12 protein-coding genes and 2 pseudogenes are annotated in these 18,361 nt (G+C 70.5%); 10 read left to right on the top strand and 4 right to left on the bottom strand.

Annotated elements, in window-relative coordinates; translation table 11 throughout:
- Window positions 1–61 precede the first annotated feature (61 nt).
- Window positions 62–2,761: an ATP-binding protein gene (locus tag ACQEVZ_RS16905; protein ID WP_433367391.1), complete on the top strand. Its 2,700-nt coding sequence runs from the start codon at window positions 62–64 to the stop codon at window positions 2,759–2,761.
- 126 nt (window positions 2,762–2,887) lie between these two features.
- A pseudogene (locus ACQEVZ_RS16900) lies at window positions 2,888–3,378 on the top strand (ATP-binding protein); the annotation flags it as partial.
- Between the two features lie 181 nt (window positions 3,379–3,559).
- Here ACQEVZ_RS16900 and ACQEVZ_RS16895 read toward each other — a convergent pair.
- The 4 genes from ACQEVZ_RS16895 to ACQEVZ_RS16880 all read right to left on the bottom strand — a co-directional run bounded on the left by ACQEVZ_RS16895 (window position 3,560) and on the right by ACQEVZ_RS16880 (window position 6,736).
- Window positions 3,560–4,807, bottom strand: coding sequence for an ATP-binding protein (locus tag ACQEVZ_RS16895; RefSeq protein ID WP_354888186.1), 1,248 nt, complete (start codon window positions 4,805–4,807; stop codon window positions 3,560–3,562).
- Between the two features lie 112 nt (window positions 4,808–4,919).
- The gene (locus ACQEVZ_RS16890; RefSeq protein ID WP_433367387.1) at window positions 4,920–5,513 is read right to left on the bottom strand and encodes an MBL fold metallo-hydrolase; all 594 of its coding nucleotides are present in this window, start codon (window positions 5,511–5,513) and stop codon (window positions 4,920–4,922) included.
- Entirely contained in the window at window positions 5,510–6,187 is a 678-nt protein-coding gene (locus ACQEVZ_RS16885) for a maleylpyruvate isomerase family mycothiol-dependent enzyme (RefSeq protein ID WP_433367384.1), read from the bottom strand. The genes ACQEVZ_RS16890 and ACQEVZ_RS16885 overlap by 4 nt, the downstream gene beginning before the upstream one ends.
- Before the next feature lie 114 nt (window positions 6,188–6,301).
- Window positions 6,302–6,736, bottom strand: coding sequence for a hypothetical protein (locus tag ACQEVZ_RS16880; RefSeq protein WP_360558142.1), 435 nt, complete (start codon window positions 6,734–6,736; stop codon window positions 6,302–6,304).
- 89 nt (window positions 6,737–6,825) lie between these two features.
- Between ACQEVZ_RS16880 and rsgA the strand changes: the two genes are divergently transcribed.
- From rsgA to whiA, 8 genes and pseudogenes are all read left to right on the top strand, one after another.
- Window positions 6,826–7,851 carry a ribosome small subunit-dependent GTPase A gene (gene rsgA, locus ACQEVZ_RS16875; protein WP_433367380.1) on the top strand — a complete coding sequence of 342 codons (1,026 nt, stop codon included), beginning with the start codon at window positions 6,826–6,828 and terminating at the stop codon, window positions 7,849–7,851.
- Window positions 7,852–8,000: 149 nt separating this feature from the next.
- A pseudogene (gene uvrA / locus ACQEVZ_RS16870) lies at window positions 8,001–10,940 on the top strand (excinuclease ABC subunit UvrA); the annotation flags it as partial.
- A 337-nt stretch (window positions 10,941–11,277) separates the two neighbouring features.
- Window positions 11,278–11,787: a Rieske (2Fe-2S) protein gene (locus ACQEVZ_RS16865; RefSeq protein WP_433367377.1), complete on the top strand. Its 510-nt coding sequence runs from the start codon at window positions 11,278–11,280 to the stop codon at window positions 11,785–11,787.
- Between the two features lie 140 nt (window positions 11,788–11,927).
- On the top strand, window positions 11,928–12,350 hold the full coding sequence (locus tag ACQEVZ_RS16860; RefSeq protein WP_433367374.1) for a Rieske (2Fe-2S) protein: 423 nt from the start codon (window positions 11,928–11,930) through the stop codon (window positions 12,348–12,350).
- Between the two features lie 53 nt (window positions 12,351–12,403).
- Window positions 12,404–14,431: an excinuclease ABC subunit UvrC gene (uvrC, locus tag ACQEVZ_RS16855; protein WP_433367371.1), complete on the top strand. Its 2,028-nt coding sequence runs from the start codon at window positions 12,404–12,406 to the stop codon at window positions 14,429–14,431.
- Window positions 14,432–15,447: 1,016 nt separating this feature from the next.
- Complete coding sequence (rapZ, locus tag ACQEVZ_RS16850) at window positions 15,448–16,344, top strand: RNase adapter RapZ (RefSeq protein WP_354888173.1); 897 nt, start codon at window positions 15,448–15,450, stop codon at window positions 16,342–16,344.
- A gap of 19 nt (window positions 16,345–16,363) precedes the next feature.
- Window positions 16,364–17,335: a gluconeogenesis factor YvcK family protein gene (locus tag ACQEVZ_RS16845; RefSeq protein ID WP_344503014.1), complete on the top strand. Its 972-nt coding sequence runs from the start codon at window positions 16,364–16,366 to the stop codon at window positions 17,333–17,335.
- Entirely contained in the window at window positions 17,326–18,306 is a 981-nt protein-coding gene (gene whiA / locus ACQEVZ_RS16840; RefSeq protein ID WP_033359740.1) for a DNA-binding protein WhiA, read from the top strand. The genes ACQEVZ_RS16845 and whiA overlap by 10 nt, the downstream gene beginning before the upstream one ends.
- Window positions 18,307–18,361: the final 55 nt, after the last annotated feature.

The raw sequence follows: 18,361 nt of genomic DNA, 5'->3' as shown, positions 1-18,361 counted from the left end.
CGGTCCCGGTGGTGCGGCACCGTGCTGGTCAAGGGCGGACGGGCACGCGACACTGTGACGGGTGACGACCTCGAGGGCGCCGGGATCGGCCGTGACCGAGCGGGAACGCGACGTCCTCGGCCTGGTCGCCGGGCACCTGACGAACCTCGAGATCGCTGAGCGGCTCTCGTTGTCGGTGCGCACCGTCGAGTCCCATGTCTCCTCCCTCATCCGCAAGCTCGGGGTGTCCGACCGACGCGGCCTGGCCCGGCGGGCTGATGAGCTCGACCTGCTGCGTCCGAAGCGCCGCCACGCATGGCCCAGCCCGGCCGACCCGTTCGTGGGTCGTGACCGCGAGACTGCCGCGTTGCACATCCGCCTGAAGGAGCACCGTCTGGTGACGGTCACCGGGCCTGGCGGGGTCGGCAAGACCAGGTTGACGACCCATGCGGTGCGACAGGTCGCGCGGGATCGTCCCGACGGCGCCTGGTTCGTCGATCTGAGCCAGGTGACGACCCCGCAGGCAGCAGTGCCTGCCATCGCCACGGCCGTGGGGGTGGCCGAGCAGCCCGGGCAGTTCCTCGACGACACGCTGTCGGAGGCGTTGAGCCGGGCCGACGGCGTCCTGGTGCTCGACAACTGCGAGCATCTCCTGCCCGAGCTGGAGACCAGCGTGGCGCGGCTCGTCGGCGGCTGCCCCCGGCTCACCATCGTCGCGACCAGTCGCGCGCCGCTTCGCGCACCGTACGAGTGGGTCTACGAGCTGCCTGGCCTTTCGGCGGACGACGCGGTCCGGCTCTTCCGCAGCCGCGCCGAGGCCGCGGGCGGCGTCGTGCCCGACGACCCCCGGGTGGCCGAGCTGTGCCACCGGCTCGGAGGGATGGCTCTGGCGATCGAGCTGGCGGCGGCCCGGTATCCGCTGCTCGGCCTGGACGGTCTGGCGGCGGCGCTCGGCGACCCGCTGCGGCTGCTGGGCTCATCGGAGGGGGCACGCCAGCGTTCGCTGCGAGCCACCATCGGCTGGAGTATCGACCTGCTCGACGACCAGGCCCGCGCGATGTTCGCCGCCCTTTGCGTCTTCGCCGCGCCGTTCACGGTCGCCGCCGCGCACGCGGTCGCCGGCCCGGAGCACACGGCCGCCGCCGCGGCGCACGTGCTCGCGACGCTGGCCGACCAGCACCTGCTGTACGTCGAGATCGGCGACCCGACGACGTACCACTTCCAGGAAGTTGTGCGCCAGTTCGCCGCGGAACTGCTGGCCGACGCCGCCGGTGAGGTGCAACGGCGCCACGCACGGTGGACGGCCGCCGAGCTGACGTCGCTGGCATCCTCCGAGCACGACGACACCTGGTGCGCCAGGTTCGACCTGCTCGCGGTCGAGGTGCGCGCGGCGCTCGCCCGTCCGGTCGACGGCAGGGAGCTGGGCGAGTGCTTCGCCGAGGAGCTCGTGCAGCGCGGCCGGCTGGAGGAGGCGCAGCACCGCTTCGAAACCCTCGCGGCCACCGAGGCCACCGACGCCCACGACCGGATCCACCTGCTCCGCCAGGGTGCCGCCGCGGCGGCGGCCCGGCTGGTGGGAGACGACGCGCTCCGGCTCCTCGACGAGGCCGCTGAAGCCGCCACGGTGGCAGCGGATCCGGGTGCGGCCGCGGACGCGCTCGGTTGGTCCGTGATCTACGCGGCGTTCCACCCGGGGATCATGGCCGACCCGCCCGAGCGGATCGACATCGAGCGTCGTCTCGCCGAGGCGCGGCGCCTGGCGCCGACGGGGTCGGCCGCCGAGGCGACCGTCGCCGCGGCGAGCGCCACGTGCCTGCCCCACGACCATCCCGGGTCGGCGGCAGCGGGCCGCCTCGCCGCCGACCAGGCGATCGCGGCCGGGCTGCCCGTCGTCGCCTCCGCCGCCCTCGACCGCGTCTGCGCCAGCCGGCTGCACCGTGGCGACTACGCCGGCGCGCTCGCCGCGGTGCGGGCCCGCGGCGTCCTCATGGATCCGCAGGCGTTGAGCGCCGCCACCGCCTACGCTTTCAACGACTACCTGCTGATGGGCTGCGAGGTCTCACTGGCTGCCGGCGATCTCTGCGGCGCGAAGGACTACGCCGAGCGCCTGGCCGTGCTCCCGTGCTACCGCGAGTACGTCCACCCCGCACTGGCTCGCCGACTCCAGGTCGACGCGCTCACCGGCGACCTGACCGGAGCGGCCGAACGAGGCGAGCGCTTCCTGGTCTCCTGGGAGCGGGCAGGCAGCCATCGTGCCTCGACCCTCGCCGTCGGTGCCTACGCGCTCGCCCTGATCCACGGGCTCCTGGGCGACGACCACCGGCGTGAGGTCTGGCAGAACGTCACCGAACACCTCCTCGACCGTCCGGTGACGTCAGCGGACGGCCCAGCCATCGGATGGGCGCCGACCTTCGACGCCTGGCTGCTGCTGCATCGCGACCAACCACGCGAGGCACTGGCGCACCTGTCCGCCGACCTGCACGACGCGACCTGGAGCTCGAGCCCCACCTTCCTCGCGTGGCGACCGTGGTACGCCGCAGCATGGGCGGAAGCGGCAGCACTCACCGCGACCCCGAACCTGGAGCGGCACCTGGCGTCGGCCACCGTCGCCACCCGCGGCAACCCCGTGGCCGCGGCACTCGTCCGCCGCGCCGGCGCCCTCGCGCGAGGCGACAACGAGGAGGTGGCCGCGCTCGCGGCGACCTTCGAGGACCTCGGCGCCCTCTACCAGCGAGACCGCAGCCGCCAACTCAGCCAGCGCCGTCAGAGGTCGAGGAAGTAGCGCATCACCTTGCGGATCTCGGTGAGATCACGTCAAACAGAGTTTCAGTGCTCAGGGCAAGTCACGGATGTTTGCGGTACAGATGCGGAACTCAGACGGTGCAGATGCGGAAGAAATGTTGCTCAGATGCGGAAAGGTGGGCAGTATTCGCGCTGGTTCAGCAACTATCTGGACCTGGTGATCGAGCGTGACGTGATCGAGCTGAGCCAGGTGCGGCAGCGGGAGATGCTTCCTCGCCTGCTGCATCAGCTCGCGGCGAGATCGGGACAGGTGCTCAACATCGCGGCGACGGCACAGGCGGTCGGCATGGAGAAGAGCAGTGCCGAGAACTACCTCCGGCTCCTGGAAGCGGTGTTCCTGATCCACCGGCTCCCGGCCTGGGCACGACGCTGGGCTCACGGGTCGCCCGTCAGCCGAAGGTGCACCTCGTCGACTCCGGTGTCATGGCGTGGCTGCTCGGGCTGACGCCCGAGAAGATCGCCAAGTCCGATCCGGCGGTGCTGACCGAGTATGGACGCCTGATCGAGACGTTCGTCGTCGGCGAGATTCTGAAGCAGGTCAGCTGGTGGGACGCGCCGGTTTCGGTCGGGCACTTCCGGACGCCGGCCGCCGACGAAGTGGATCTCGTGCTCGAGCGGGACGACGGAGACGTCATCGCGTTCGAGATCAAGTCCGGAACGCGGGTCCATGGCGAGGACCTGCGTGGAATGCGAGCGCTTCGTGCGCGGCTCGGCACCCGCCTGACTGCGGGGCTCGCGGCGCCTGGCAGCCAACATGGTCAGACGGTCGTCCTCGACGTTATTTCGGCGCGAGACGCCACAGAGCGTCCAGTGGTACTGCTCGGATCTTGTCGCCGAACGGCAGCGTCTGTTGACCGGTGTACAGGACGTAACCGGCGACGAACCGTTCGCCGAGTGCGTTAGCGAGGCTCCGCAGGCCCGTCAGATCCTCGGTTCGAACGGTCGCGCCGGCCTTGACCTCGATACCGATCACCCGACCGTCCGGGGTCTCGATCACCGCGTCCACCTCGACGCCGTCCTTGGTCCGGTAGTGGTGGAGCGTTCCCCGCTCCGTGGACCAGGTGAGCTGGCGAGCCAACTCCATGAGGACGAAGTTCTCCATCATCGGGCCGGCGGCGCCGCCGGGTTCGCCGAGCCGCGCCGCGTCCTGCCCGATCAGATGGCACGCCACGCCCGTGTCGACGAACGCCAGCTTCGGTGTGCCGACCGCGCGCTGGGTCAGGTTGGACGACCAGGCAGGGACGCTCTTGACCAGAAATACCGAGCCGAGGAGTTCGAGATAGCGGACCAGGGTGGTGCGCGGGATGCCCGACTGACTGGCCAGGGTGCCCGGCACCAGCAGCTGACCGGCGCGCCCGGCCAGCAGGCTCAGCAGCTTCAGCAGTTCCCCTCGGCGTTCGATGTTCGCGATTTCGAGCACATCACGCTCGATCAGTGTCGTGAGGTACGAGTCGAAGAAGGCGGCTCGACGTCGTGGTGTCCGGCGGACCGCCTCGGGGAAGCCACCGACCACGACCCGCTCCAGGTAGTCCTTCCGCCGCCACTCCGATGTGTGATCGATGCGCGTGCCGTGCCGGAAAGCGGCGTCGACGAACTGGTCGGGGTCGCCGCTCATCTCGCCCTGGGAGAACGGCCACAGCTCGATGATCTCCATCCGGCCGGGCAGCGCATCGGGAAGCGTCCGGAGCGCGAGGATGCGCGACGAACCGGTGAGGAGGAACCGTCCAGGTGTCGGATCGAGATCGACGACAACTTTGATGGGTCGCAACAACTCCGGGGTGAGCTGGATCTCGTCGATCACCATGAGCCCGTCGTGGTCCACGAAACCGGTCGGGTCGTCCTGCGCCGCGCGCAGCGTCGCCGGGTCGTCCAGCAGGCGAATGACCGTGCCTGGCAGGCCGGCGGTGGCCAAGCGTGTCAGCGTGCTCTTCCCCGCCTGCCGGGCGCCGTTCACCAGCACCACCCGCGTGTCGGCAAGCGCTTCCGACACGAGCTCCTGCGCATGGCGTTGAACGAGATCAACCACGAGCCACAGTATGCCGCAGACGCAAGCTCGGTGGGCACTTGGCCGGTAGATCCGTGGTCATCTGGCCGCTGAGTTTGTGGTCATTTGGCCGGAAGGCCGCTGACGACTTCCGTCACCAGCCGCGGGCGCGCCATTCGGCCAGCGACGGCCGCTCCGCGCCCAGCGTGGAGTCCTTGCCATGCCCTGGGTGGAACTCGGTGTCGTCGGGGAAGCGGTCGAAGAGCTTCGTGGTCACGTCGTTGAGCAGGGACTCGAAGTTGGCCTTGTCGCCGCGGGTGTTGCCGACGCCGCCGGGGAAGAGGGAGTCGCCGGTCCAGAGGTGGCCGTCGTGGTACAGGGCGATCGAGCCGGGGGTGTGGCCGACGAGGTGGATGACGGTCAGGTTGCAGTCGCCGAGGGGGATGGTGTCGCCGTCGTTGAGGGTGCCGGTGGCGGTCGGGATCTCGGGGGCGTCGGCTGGGTGGGCCAGGGAGGCGGCGCCGGTGGCCTCGATGACGTCTTCGAGGGCGAACCAGTGGTCCTGGTGGCGGTGGGTGGTCACCACGGTGGAGATGCCGGACGGGGCGGTGGCGATCAGCTGGAGCAGGCGTTCGGCGTCGTTGGCGGCGTCGATGAGCATGCTGTCGCCGGTGGCGGTGCAGGTGAGCAGGTAGGCGTTGTTGTCCATCGGGCCGACGGAGAGCTTCGTGAAGGTCAATCCGCTCATTTCCAGGCCTCCAGGGAAGGAAGGTCGCCGGTGAGGCCGGTGCCGTCGCCGCGGCCGGTGAGCCAGGCGGCGAGGAGGTGGGCCGGGCCGGTGATGACGGGGGCGTCCTCGACGGTCAGCAGCTTGGCGCCGTCGTCGGAGACGAGGGTCGCCACGCGCGGGGTGGCGGGGTCGTGCAGGATGCGCAGGGCGAACGAGGCGGGCCAGTCGGCCGGGCCGTAGCCGGCGTCGAGGTCGACGTGGTGCAGCTCGACCTCGCAGATGCGGGCCCAGACGACGCGGGCGGCGGGGGTGGGGCCGGTGCTGCCCCACTCGACGAGCGCGGTCCAGCCCTCGGCGGGCATCGTCTCCATCGACTCGCGCAGCAGGTCGCAGGCGGTGGTGAGGTCGGCGAGCTGCTCTTCGTGCGGGCGGGGGGCGCCGGCGGCGATGCCTGCCTCGCGGGCCTCGCGGCTGGCATAGGCGGGGGTCTTCTCGCCGGTGCGGGCCCAGTGCAGCAGGTTGCGGTAGGCGTCGGCGTTGCGGGCGAGGTGGGTCACGACGTGGCCGCGGGTCCAGCCGTCGCAGCGGGAAGGGGCGACCAGACCATTGCCGTCGAGGGTGCGGACCGTGTCGAGGAGGCGGGCGGTGGCGCGGTCGAGCTCCGCGCTCAGCACGAGTGGATCAGCCGTCACCGCCCAACCCTACCGCCCCCCACCGACAAGACTTGCCGACAAAAGGCCACCGACAAGATCCGCCGGACGGTGACGGGGCTTCGTTCGTACACCACCTGCAAAACGCGGAAAAGATCAGCGTTGGCGGACGCCGACGGCGGGTGGCAGGTCGCCGGCGGCCCAGTGCAGCTCGTCCTCCCAGTCGGCGACGCTGAGGTCGACGTGCTCGAAACTGAGCCGGGCGCCGATGGGTTTGCCCAGGTAGCCGGCGTACAGGTCGTGCACGGCCACGAGGCGCTGACCGACCGCGGCGGCGGCCGGGTCGCGAGGGGCGGCGGCCCTGACCTCGAGCCGGCCGTAGACGCCCATGTCGGCGTCGGTGCCGCGCTCCTCCACGATGACGTCGAGGATCTCGTCCTCGGCGCCGACGTGGAAGCCGTACGAGACGCCGGCGAACGTCAGCCAGAAGCGCATGAGCGAGTCGTCCTGGCCGGGTGAGACGTGCCACTGGACATCGGCCCGGTCCAGGCGCAGTCCGACGGCGCTGGCCAGCACATGCGAGGGGAGCACGCACCCGACGATAGCCCCGATATTCGGTTTCGCGGTGTGGACGCGCTACCTACCGTGGATTTCCGAACACGGGTTCGCAAAGGATGTTCATGATTATTGACCTGTCAGCTCTGGGCTGGGACGACGCGTACGCCGCGCTGTACTCCGGCCGGTTCGACCTGCCCGGTTTCCGGCCGGCGCGGGTCAGCCGCGTCGACCGCGGCGTGTGTACGGCGATCGCGTCCGACGGCCCGCTCCGCGCGAGCCTGTCGGGGGGCCTGCTGGCGCGTGCCGCCGCCGATCCCGGGTCGCTGCCGTGCGCGGGGGACTGGCTCGTCGTCCGGACGTGGCCGGACGGCCGGCTGACGGCCGAGGCGGTGCTGCCCAGGCGCACCGCGATCATCAGGGCCGTCGCCGGTGAGGAGTCGTTCGGGCAGGTCCTGGCCGCCAACGTGGACGCGGTGGCGGTCGTGGAGCCGGTCGACCCGTCGCCGGACCTCGGGCGTATCGAGCGGCTGCTCGCCCTGGCGTGGGAGTCGGGGGCGCGGCCGGTGCTGGTCCTGACGAAATGCGACCTGGCCGCGGATCCGGAGGCGCTCGCCGGGCAGATGCCGGACGGGGTCGAGGTCCATGCGGTCAGCTCCCGCACGGGGATGGGGCTCGACGCGTTGCGGCCGCTCGTGGCGTACGGGCGGACGCTCGGCCTCCTGGGGCAGTCCGGTGCCGGAAAATCGAGTCTCGTCAACGCTCTCGCCGGGGCGCCGGTGATGCAGACGCAGGCGTTGCGTGGCGATGGACGCGGCCGGCACACCACCACATATCGGGCACTAATTCCCATGCCTGGCGGCGGTGCGGTCCTCGACACGCCCGGGGTGCGGCTCGTCGGCATGTTCGACACCGCGGCGGGCCTGGACCGGGCGTTCGCCGACGTGACGCAGCTCGCGACGCTGTGCCGGTTCGACGACTGCCGGCACGGTGAGGAGCCCGGCTGCGCGGTCCGGGCCGCGGTCGAGGACGGCGAGCTCAGCCCCCGCCGCTTCGCGAGTTGGCAGAAACTGCAGAAAGAGCAGAAGCTGGCATCGGTACGGCGGCTCAAGCGCGAGAGCCGCGACCGGCGACGGCTGGCACGCCCGTAGCGGGGGTTCCCTCGTTCGGGCGCGGAAAATTGTCATACCCCCTGGCTAGAGTTGTCGGCTGGCACCGTGACGGTGTCCGAACCGGACAAAATCACCGCTGCCGGACTCTTTGCCGCTGCTGGCGGACATATTCACTGCCAAGGGGAAGCATGTCGGACCGTCTGATCATCCGTGGCGCTCGGGAGCACAACCTCCGTGACGTCAGTCTCGACCTGCCGCGCGACGCGATGATCGTGTTCACCGGGCTCTCGGGCTCCGGCAAGTCGAGCCTCGCGTTCGACACGATCTTCGCCGAGGGGCAGCGGCGGTATGTGGAGTCGCTGTCGTCCTACGCACGCCAGTTCCTCGGCCAGATGGACAAGCCCGACGTCGACTTCATCGAGGGGTTGTCGCCGGCGGTCTCCATCGACCAGAAGTCGACCTCGCGCAACCCGCGCTCGACGGTCGGCACGATCACCGAGGTGTATGACTACCTGCGACTGCTGTATGCGCGCATCGGCGAGCCGCACTGCCCCGTCTGCGGCGAGCTGATCACGCGGCAGACGCCGCAGCAGATCGTCGACCGGGTCCTCGCGATGGAGGAGGGCACCCGCTTCCAGGTGCTCGCCCCGGTCGTGCGCGGCCGCAAGGGTGAATACCTCGACCTCTTCCAGGAGCTGCAGTCGAAGGGGTATGCGCGGGCCCGCATCGACGGCGTCGTGCACCCGCTGACCGAGCCGCCGAAGCTCAAGAAGCAGGAGAAGCACACCATCGAGGTCGTCGTCGACCGGCTCTCGGTGAAGGCGTCGTCCAAGCAGCGGCTCACCGACTCGGTCGAGACCGCGCTGAAGCTCGCCGCCGGCATCGTCATCCTCGAGTTCGTCGACGTGCCCGAGGACGACGAGCACCGCGAGCGGCTCTTCTCCGAGCACCTCGCCTGCCCCAACGAGCACCCGCTGTCGATCGAGGACCTCGAGCCCCGCTCGTTCTCGTTCAACGCGCCCTACGGCGCCTGCCCCGACTGCACCGGCATCGGCACCAAGAAGGAGGTCGACCCGGAGCTGATCGTGCCCGACCCGGAGCAGACCCTCCGCGGCGGCGCGATCGCGCCCTGGGCCACCGGCCACACCCTCGAATACTTCCTCCGCCTGCTGGAGGCCCTGGGTGCGGAGGCCGGCTTCACGCTGGACACGCCCTGGCGCGCGCTGTCGTCGCGGGCGCAGAAGGCGATCATGTACGGGTCGGAGGACCAGGTCCACGTCCGGTACCGCAACAAGTACGGCCGCGAGCGTTCCTACTACACCGGCTTCGAGGGCGTGGTGCAGTGGATCGAGCGCCGGCACTCCGACACCGAGAGCGACTGGTCCCGCGACAAGTACGAGGGATACATGCGCGACGTGCCCTGCGGCACCTGCGGCGGGTCCCGGCTCAAGCCCGAGATCCTCGCGGTCACCATCGCCGGGCACAGCATCGCCGACATCTGCAACCTGTCCGTCGGTGACTGCGCGGAGCTGCTCGGCGCGATGACCCTCACCGACCGGCAGAAGCTCATCGCCGAGCGGGTCCTGAAGGAGATCAACGCCCGGCTGCGGTTCCTCGTCGACGTCGGCCTCGACTACTTGTCCCTGGACCGGGCCTCCGGCACCCTGTCCGGCGGCGAGGCGCAGCGCATCCGGCTCGCGACCCAGATCGGCTCCGGTCTGGTCGGCGTCCTGTACGTGCTGGACGAGCCCAGCATCGGCCTGCACCAGCGGGACAACCACCGGCTCATCGAGACCCTGACGCGGCTCAAGCGGCTCGGCAACACGCTGATCGTGGTCGAGCACGACGAGGACACGATCCGCACCGCCGACTGGATCGTCGACATCGGCCCCGGCGCCGGCGAGCACGGCGGCCGGGTCGTGCACAGCGGGCCGTATGAGGAGCTGATCACCGCCGAGGAGTCGGTGACCGGTGCGTATCTGGCGGGCCGGCGCAGCATCCCGACGCCGGAGATCCGCCGGCCCCGCACGCCCGGCCGCGAGCTGGTCGTCGTCGGCGCCCGCGAGCACAACCTGCAGAACCTGACCGTCCCGTTTCCGCTCGGGCAGTTCGTGGCGGTGACCGGCGTGTCCGGGTCCGGCAAGTCGACCCTGGTCAACGACATCCTCCACGCGGTCCTCGCCAACGTCGTCAACGGCGCCCGGCTGGTGCCCGGCCGGCACACCCGGATCTCGGGGCTCGAGCAGGTCGACAAGGTCGTCGGCGTCGACCAGTCACCGATCGGCCGCACCCCCAGGTCCAACCCGGCCACCTACACGGGCGTGTTCGACAACGTCCGGAAGCTCTTCGCCGAGACCACCGAGGCCAAGGTGCGTGGTTACGGTCCGGGACGCTTCTCGTTCAACGTGAAGGGCGGGCGCTGCGAGGCGTGCGCCGGCGACGGCACGATCAAGATCGAGATGAACTTCCTGCCCGACGTGTACGTGCCGTGCGAGGTCTGCAAGGGTGCGCGGTACAACCGCGAGACCCTCGAGGTGCACTACAAGGGCCGCACGATCGCGGAGATCCTCGACATGCCGATCGAGGAGGCCGCGGGCTTCTTCGAGGCCATCCCCGCCATCCACCGGCACCTGAAGACGCTCAACGACGTGGGCCTGGGCTACGTGCGCCTCGGCCAGCCCGCGCCGACGCTCTCCGGCGGCGAGGCGCAGCGGGTCAAGCTCGCGTCGGAGCTGCAGAAGCGGTCCACCGGCCGCACCGTGTACGTGCTGGACGAGCCGACGACCGGCCTGCACTTCGAGGACATCCGCAAGCTGCTCATCGTGCTGCAGAGCCTCGTCGACAAGGGCAACACCGTGATCGTCATCGAGCACAACCTCGACGTCATCAAGTCGGCGGACTGGCTCATCGACATGGGCCCCGAGGGCGGTCACAAGGGCGGCACGGTGGTCGCGGTGGGCACGCCGGAGGAGGTCGCGGAGATCGCCGACAGCCACACGGGCAAGTTCCTGCGGCCGGTGCTGGGCCTGAAGGGCGACGTCAGCGGCGACACCACGGCCCGCGACCGGGCGGTCAAGGCCAACGGCGCGGTGTCCGCGCCGGCCCGGGCCGGCCGGAAGGCCGCGGCGCCGCGGACCCGGGCGGCGGTCTCGACCGTGGAGCCCGACGACCTCCCGGTGGCGGAGCCGGCCCGGACCGCGGCCGCGCGGCCGGCCAAGGCGACCGCCACACGTGCGAAGGCGACCAAGGCGGCACCCGCGAAGCGCGCGCCGGCGAAGAAGGCGGCCGCGAAGGGCTGATCGACCGGCGTCTGGCTGCTGTTTCGTTCTGCCGGTGTCGTACCAGCGGAAACGTCGGAACGGGGGAGAGGGCCGCCTGCTGGCGGATGCGGTGACCGAGGGACGGTGCGGATCGGGCGCTGCTACGGTGGCCGCTGGCAAGGCCCTCACCCCAGGAGGACAGGACGTGCCGGTTCAGGACGTGTTCAACCCCTGCTCGGCCCGCCGGGCACTGCTGCTGGGCGCGGGCGCGCTCGGCGTGACGGTGCTCGCGGGCTGCGGCGGCGACGAGGAGACCCCGGCGGCCACGGGCAGCCAGCCGCCCGCCTCCGCCGCGCCGACGACCGCGGCCAACCCGTTCGACAACACCGCGCCCGCGACGGGTGCCAGCGACGCGGCGCCGCCGGCGGGTGCGCTGGTCGCCGTGAAGGACGTGCCCGTCGGTGGCGGTGTGATCGCCAAGGACACGATTCTCGTGGTGCAGGCGAAGCAGGGGACGTTCAAGGCGTACCAGGCGAGCTGCCCCCACCAGGGTGTCACCGTGGAGCCTCCGTCGCCCGGAGCGACGACGATCATGTGCCCGGGGCACAACTCGCAGTTCAAGATCGCGGACGGCAGCCTCGCGCGGGGGCCGGCGACGCGTGGGTTGAACGCTGTGCCGGTAAAGGTGCAGGCAGGGTACGTGGTCGAGGCCTAGGCGTCCGTCTCGCTGTGTGATCGCTGCGAATGTCACGGGCGGGTAACGGATTCTCAGAGTTTGTTGAGCATTGAACCGTACGCTCCATGATCTACGTATTTCCTGGCGTAGCCAGCAGGCCAACGACCTTGGAGGAGCCTATGAGTGACACGACTCGCCGCGCGGTGCTCGCCGGAGCGGCCGGAATCACGGCCGTGACGGCACTCGCCGCCTGTGGAGACGACAGTGACGACAGCGGCAAGACCGGCGACAGCAGCACCGGCGGTGCCGCCTCAGGCGTCCTGGCGGCCAAGGCCGACATCCCTGTCGGCGGCGGCAAGATCTTCAAGGACGGCGGCGGCGTTGTCGTCACCCAGCCGGAGGCCGGGCAGTTCAAGGCGTTCAGCTCGATCTGCACCCACCAGTCGTGCGTCGTCTCCGACGTCTCGGCCGGCGCGATCAACTGCCGGTGCCACGGCAGCGTCTTCTCCGCGGCCGACGGCTCCGTGAAGAACGGCCCGGCCACCAAGGGACTGGCCGAGAAGACCCTGAAGATCGACGGGGACAACATCTCCCTGGCGTGAGCGCGCTTCCGGGGGGTCGGCGTTTTGTCGTACCCCCCGGATAGTCTCGAAGAGTGCCAGATCCGTCCACGTATCGACCCGCACCCGGGACCATTCCCGACACGCCAGGGGTCTACCGGTTCCGCGACCCGTCGGGGCGCGTCATCTACGTGGGCAAGGCCAAGAGCCTGCGGCAGCGGCTCAACTCCTACTTCGCCGACGTGTGGACCCTGCACGCGCGCACCCAGCAGATGGTCACCACGGCGGCGAAGGTCGACTGGGTCACGGTCGGCACCGAGGTCGAGGCGCTCCAGCTCGAATACAACTGGATCAAGGAGTATGACCCCAGGTTCAACGTCCGCTACCGGGACGACAAGAGCTACCCGTATCTGGCGGTCACGCTCGACGAGGCCTATCCGCGCCTGCAGGTGATGCGCGGCGCCAAGCGCAAGGGCGTGCGCTACTTCGGCCCCTATGCGCACGCCTGGGCGATCCGCGAGACCCTCGACCTGCTGATGCGCGTTTTCCCGGCGCGGACCTGCTCGTCCGGCGTGTTCAAGCGCGCCGGCCAGATCGGCCGCCCCTGCCTGCTGGGCTATATCGGCAAGTGCTCCGCGCCGTGCGTCGACCGGGTCAGCGAGGAGGAGCACCGCCGCATCGTCGACGACTTCTGCGACTTCATGGCAGGCAAGACCGACACGATGGTCAAGCGGCTCGAGCGGGAGATGTTCGCCGCCTCCGACGAGCTGGACTTCGAGCGCGCCGCCCGCATCCGCGACGACCTGGGCGCGCTGCGCCGGGCGGTGGAGAAGCAGGCGGTCGTGCTCGGCGACGGCACCGACGCCGACGTGGTCGCGTTCGCCGACGACCCCCTGGAAGCGGCCGTCCAGGTGTTCCACGTGCGCGGCGGCCGGGTCCGCGGCCAGCGCGGCTGGGTCGTGGAGAAGACCGAGGACCTCAGCGCCGGCGACCTCGTCCACCACTTCTGCAGCCAGATCTACGGCGCCGAGGCCGGCACCGACCCCGCCGACCTGCCCAAGGAGCTGCTCGTCCCCGAGCTGCCCGCCGACGTCGACGCGCTCGCCGACTGGCTGAGCAAGCTGCGCGGCAGCCGGGTCGCGATCCGCGTGCCGCAGCGCGGCGACAAGAAGGCCCTCGCCGAGACCGTCGCGCGCAACGCCGAGCAGGCCCTCCAGCAGCACAAGCTTCGCCGCGCCGGCGACCTGAGCACCCGCAGCAAGGCCCTGGAGGAGATCGCCGAGGCGCTCGGCATGCAGACCGCCCCGCTGCGCATCGAGTGCTACGACATCTCCCAGATCCAGGGCACCGACGTCGTCGCCAGCATGGTCGTCTTCGAGGACGGACTGTCCCGCAAGAGCGAATACCGGCGCTTCGCCATCAACGGCGCCACCGACGACGTCTCCGCCATCTCCGAGGTCCTGCGGCGGCGCTTCGCCCGCTACCTGGACGCCAAGGTCGAGCTCGACTCGCTGGCCGAGGAGGACGTCGACCCGTCCCGCCCCGGCATCGACCCGACGACCGGCCGCCCTCGCAAGTTCGCCTACCCGCCCCAGCTCGTCGTCGTGGACGGCGGCCAGCCCCAGGTCAACGCCGCCGCCCAGGTCCTGCTCGACCTCGGCATCGACGACATCACCATCTGCGGCCTGGCCAAGCGGCTGGAGGAGGTCTGGCTCCCCGACGACGAGTTCCCCGTCATCCTGCCCCGCGCCTCCGAGGGCCTCTATCTCCTGCAGCGCGCCCGCGACGAGGCCCACCGCTTCGCCATCACCTACCACCGCCAGAAGCGCTCCAAGCGCATGACCGAATCGACGCTCGACAACGTCCCCGGCCTCGGCGAAATCCGCCGCAAAGCGCTGCTGCGCCATTTCGGCTCATTGAAGCGTCTCAAGGCGGCCAGCATCGAGGAGATCGCCGAGGTGCCGGGCATCGGCCGCCGGACGGCGGAGGCGATTCTGGTCGCTCTGAACGGCCCACCTTCGCCCACGCCGGCTGCGCCCTCTTTACCGGCCGCATCGTTGGCGCCGGCCCCTGCCTCCTTACCGCCGGTGATCGACCCGACCTCTTCGCCCTCCGATTCCTAACCAACCGCGGACCTCGCCCACGGTCCCGGCCTCTTCCCGACGGATCGATCGCGGTCATAGCCGTCGTCCTTCGATCCTGGCGGTGGCTGGTTTCGGTTGAGGGATCCGCCCGCGGGTCGGCTGCCGTCCTCGCATGGTTCAGCGCCGTCGAGGGTGTCATTCAGTGCTTCCACGCTGTCGTTGGCTTTCACAACCCATCCACATCACACCGGGCGCCGACGCCGCGCCCGCCGTCGTGGTTCACAACCAGTGTTGTCCCTATCGCGGGCGGTCTTGGTAGCCGGGCGGGGTGGTCGTGGTGGTGGGCGTCGTGATCGATGTCGCGTGGTGGGTAACTATTCAGGTGCCCCCCGAATCGCGCTGACCTGTGACTCCGCGAGTGCGGCCGATCAGCGGACCGACCGCGAGCCGATAGTTATGCCCGGATAAGTCACGTTTCGTCATCCACTGTGGACGGATGCATTGCTCCCGGCGCAACGCTCCGACCTGGGGGACCTCATCCGTTCGGAGTACCTGAATAGTTACCGTGGTGGTCGTCCGGGCGGCCAGGGGCGTCCTTCGATCATGGTGGCGGCTGGGTTTGGTTGAGGGATCCGCGTGCGGGTCTGCCGCCGTTCTCGCATGGTCCAGCGCCGTCGAGGGCGTCATTCGGTGATTCCGCGCCGTCGTTGGCTTTCGCGCGGCGTGATCGAAGTCGCGTGGTGGTTGTCTGGACGGCCAGGGGCGTCCTTCGATCATCGTGGTGGCCGGTTGTCGGCTGAGGGATCTGCTTGCGGGTTCGCCGGTCGCTGTGGGAGTGGCCGGGCAGGCCGGCGGGGTGGAGGCGGCCTGCCCGCATGAGCGTGGGTGTGCGTTCAGTGGTGTGGTCGCGCTGATCGGCCCGGCTCCGTTCCCGTGCAGGTTCGGCGCTGTGGAGGGCGTCATTCGGGCTTTCCCGGCTGGGCTGGGGGACCCTGAAAAGGTACAAACCGACCGAGCCGCCGGACGGGCGGGCGGCACGGCATAAACTCGTCGGCGTGGTGAGCGAAGAAGCGTCGGGGGTGCCTGACCGCACGGCGACCGACCTGGTCATCGTGACGGGGGTGTCCGGCGGAGGGCGGAGCACGGTCGCCCGGGCGCTGGAGAACGTCGGGTATTACGTCGTGGACAACCTGCCGCAGGCGCTGCTGCTCGACATGGCGGAGCTGGCGTTCGCGGCGCGGGGGGCGGCGCGGCGCACGGCGATGGTGCTCGACGTGCGCAGCCACGCGTTCTCCACCGATCTGCCGGGCGCGGTGAAGTCGTTGCGGGAGCGGGGGTTCAACCCGCGGATGGTGTTCGTCGACGCCGACGACGAGGTGCTGATCCGGCGGTTCGAGAGCGTGCGCCGCTCGCATCCGTTGCAGGGCGGCGGGCGGCTGTCGGACGGCATCGCCGCTGAGCGGAAGCTGCTCCAGGAGGCCCGCGAGCAGGCGGACGTGCTGATCGACACCAGCCACCTCAACGTCAACCAGCTCCGCGGGCGCATCGAGGAGATGTTCGGCGAGGAGGACACGACCCAGATCAGGGTCACGGTGCTGTCGTTCGGCTTCAAGTACGGCCTGCCGCCCGACGCCGACTTCGTTCTCGACGCGAGGTTCCTGCCGAACCCGTACTGGGTGCCGGAGCTGCGCGAGCACACGGGACGCGAGACCGACGTGAGCCGGTACGTGCTCGGGCAGCGCGGCGCGGTCACGTTCGTGGAGACGTACGCCCGGCTGATCAACGCGACCGCTCCAGGCTTCGAGCGGGAAGGCAAGCGCTACCTCACGATCGCCGTCGGGTGCACGGGTGGCAAGCACCGCAGCGTCGCGATCGCCGAGGAGCTCGCCCGGCGGCTGCGCGAGATGCGCCTCGCCGCCGCACCGCAGCACCGCGACCTGGGGCGCGAATGATCGCAGCGGAGGTGATGGCGTGAGCGGTGTTCGGGTCGTCGCGTTCGGTGGTGGGCATGGGCTGTCCGCGTCCCTGCGGGCGCTGCGGCGGATCCACCTGGACACGCCGCTGGACATCACCGCCGTGGTCACGGTCGCCGACGACGGGGGGTCCAGCGGGCGGCTGCGCGCGACCCGCGACATCCTGCCGCCCGGGGACCTGCGCCAGGCGCTTGCCGCGCTCGCCGACGAGGAGGCGATGGCGGAGGTGTTCCAGCACAGGTTCACCGGCAACGACGACCTCGCCGGGCACCCGGTCGGCAACCTCGTCCTGTGCGCCCTGATGGAGCTCGCCGGCGACCCCGTCGTCGCGCTGGACCAGGCGGCGCAGATGCTGCGCTGCGACGGGCGGGTGCTGCCCATGTCGCGGCAGCCGCTGCACATCGAGGCGGACCTGTCCGAGTGTGGTGAAGTGGTGACGGTGCGCGGTCAGCATGCCGTCGCGGTCACTCCGAAGCGGATCGACCGGGTCCGGCTCGTGCCGGTCGCACCGGAGGCCTGCTCGGAGGCCGTACATGCGACGAAGAACGCGGACTGGTTGCTGTTCGGACCAGGATCGTGGTTCACCAGCGTGATCCCGCATCTGCTGGTGCCTGAACTGGCCGCAGCGATCTCCATGAGTCCCGCGAAGCGCCTGGTCACGCTCAATCTGGCGCCCGACAGCGAGACGGCCGGCCTGACCTTGCCGGAACACCTTGCCGCCCTGCGTCGTTACCTACCTGGGTTACATGTCGATGTAGTTCTTGCCGACGGGAAAGCCGTAGGCGACCCCGAACCGGTCCATCGTGCGGCAGAATCGCTGGGTGCACGTCTGGTGCTCGCGCCGATGGCTGTCGCTGACGGAGCACCGCTGCACGACCCGCACGCGCTGGCCGCAGCCTTGAAACCACTGCTGAGCAGCACCACCGACAGTTCGATTGAGCCCCGCGAGGTGACGACAGAATGGCGATGACCGCTGCGGTCAAGGACGAGCTGAGCAGGGTGGATGTCGCGAAACCCTGCTGCCGGCGCGCCGAGATGGCCGCGCTGCTCCGCTTCGCGGGCGGGTTGCACATCGTCTCCGGCCGGGTGGTCGTCGAGGCCGAGCTCGACACCAACGCCGCCGCCCGCCGGCTCCGGCGGGAGGTTTCGGAGGTGTACGGGTACCAGAGCGAGATCCACGTCCTCGCGTCCGGCGGCCTGCGGAAGGCCAGCCACTTCATCGTGCGCGTGGTCAAGGACGGCGAGGCGCTCGCGCGGCAGACGGGACTGCTCGACGTCCGTGGACGGCCGGTTCGGGGGCTGCCGCCGCACGTCGTGTCGGCCAACATGTGCTGCGCCGTCGCGGCGTGGCGGGGCGCGTTCCTGGCGCACGGCTCGCTGACCGAGCCGGGCCGCAGCTGCGCCCTGGAGATCACCTGCCCCGGCCCGGAGGCCGCGCTCGCGCTCGTCGGCGCCGCCCGGCGCATCGGGATCACCGCCAAGGCCCGCGAGGTCCGCGGCGTCGACCGTGTCGTGGTCAAGGACGGCGACGCGATCGCCGCGCTGCTCACCCGCATCGGCGCGCACCAGAGCGTCCTCACCTGGGAGGAGCGCCGGGTCCGCCGCGAGGTCAGGGCCACCGCCAACCGCCTCGCCAACTTCGACGACGCCAACCTGCGCCGCTCCGCCCGCGCCGCCGTGGCCGCCGCCGCCCGGGTCGCGCGCGCGATGGAGATCCTCGCCGACAACGCCCCCGAGCACCTCTTCAGCGCCGGCACCCTGCGCCTCGAGCACCGGCAGGCGTCCCTGGAGGAGCTCGGCGCGCTCGCTGACCCACCACTCACGAAGGACGCGATCGCCGGGCGCATAAGGCGTCTGCTCGCCCTCGCCGACAAGCGCGCCCGCGACCTCGGAATCCCCGACACCGAGTCCGCCGTCACGCCGGAGATGCTGGTCAGTTAGCTCATCCATGCGGACTCCGGTCCGTCGTGGGCACGGCCGCGTGTAACGCGGCGCC

The sequence above is a fragment of the Dactylosporangium sp. CA-152071 genome (assembly GCF_050936335.1).
Classification (GTDB): domain Bacteria; phylum Actinomycetota; class Actinomycetes; order Mycobacteriales; family Micromonosporaceae; genus Dactylosporangium; species Dactylosporangium maewongense.
This window is presented reverse-complemented; position numbering and strand designations above follow the sequence as displayed.

What these genes read in the sequence shown, in the direction of transcription:
- ACQEVZ_RS16890 (WP_433367387.1), bottom strand. Translation starts at nt 5,513, where the DNA reads ATGAGCGGATTGACCTTCACGAAGCTCTCCGTCGGCCCGATGGACAAC.
- rsgA (WP_433367380.1), top strand. Translation starts at nt 6,826, where the DNA reads ATGATTATTGACCTGTCAGCTCTGGGCTGGGACGACGCGTACGCCGCG.
- ACQEVZ_RS16860 (WP_433367374.1), top strand. Translation starts at nt 11,928, where the DNA reads ATGAGTGACACGACTCGCCGCGCGGTGCTCGCCGGAGCGGCCGGAATC.
- whiA (WP_033359740.1), top strand. Translation starts at nt 17,326, where the DNA reads ATGGCGATGACCGCTGCGGTCAAGGACGAGCTGAGCAGGGTGGATGTC.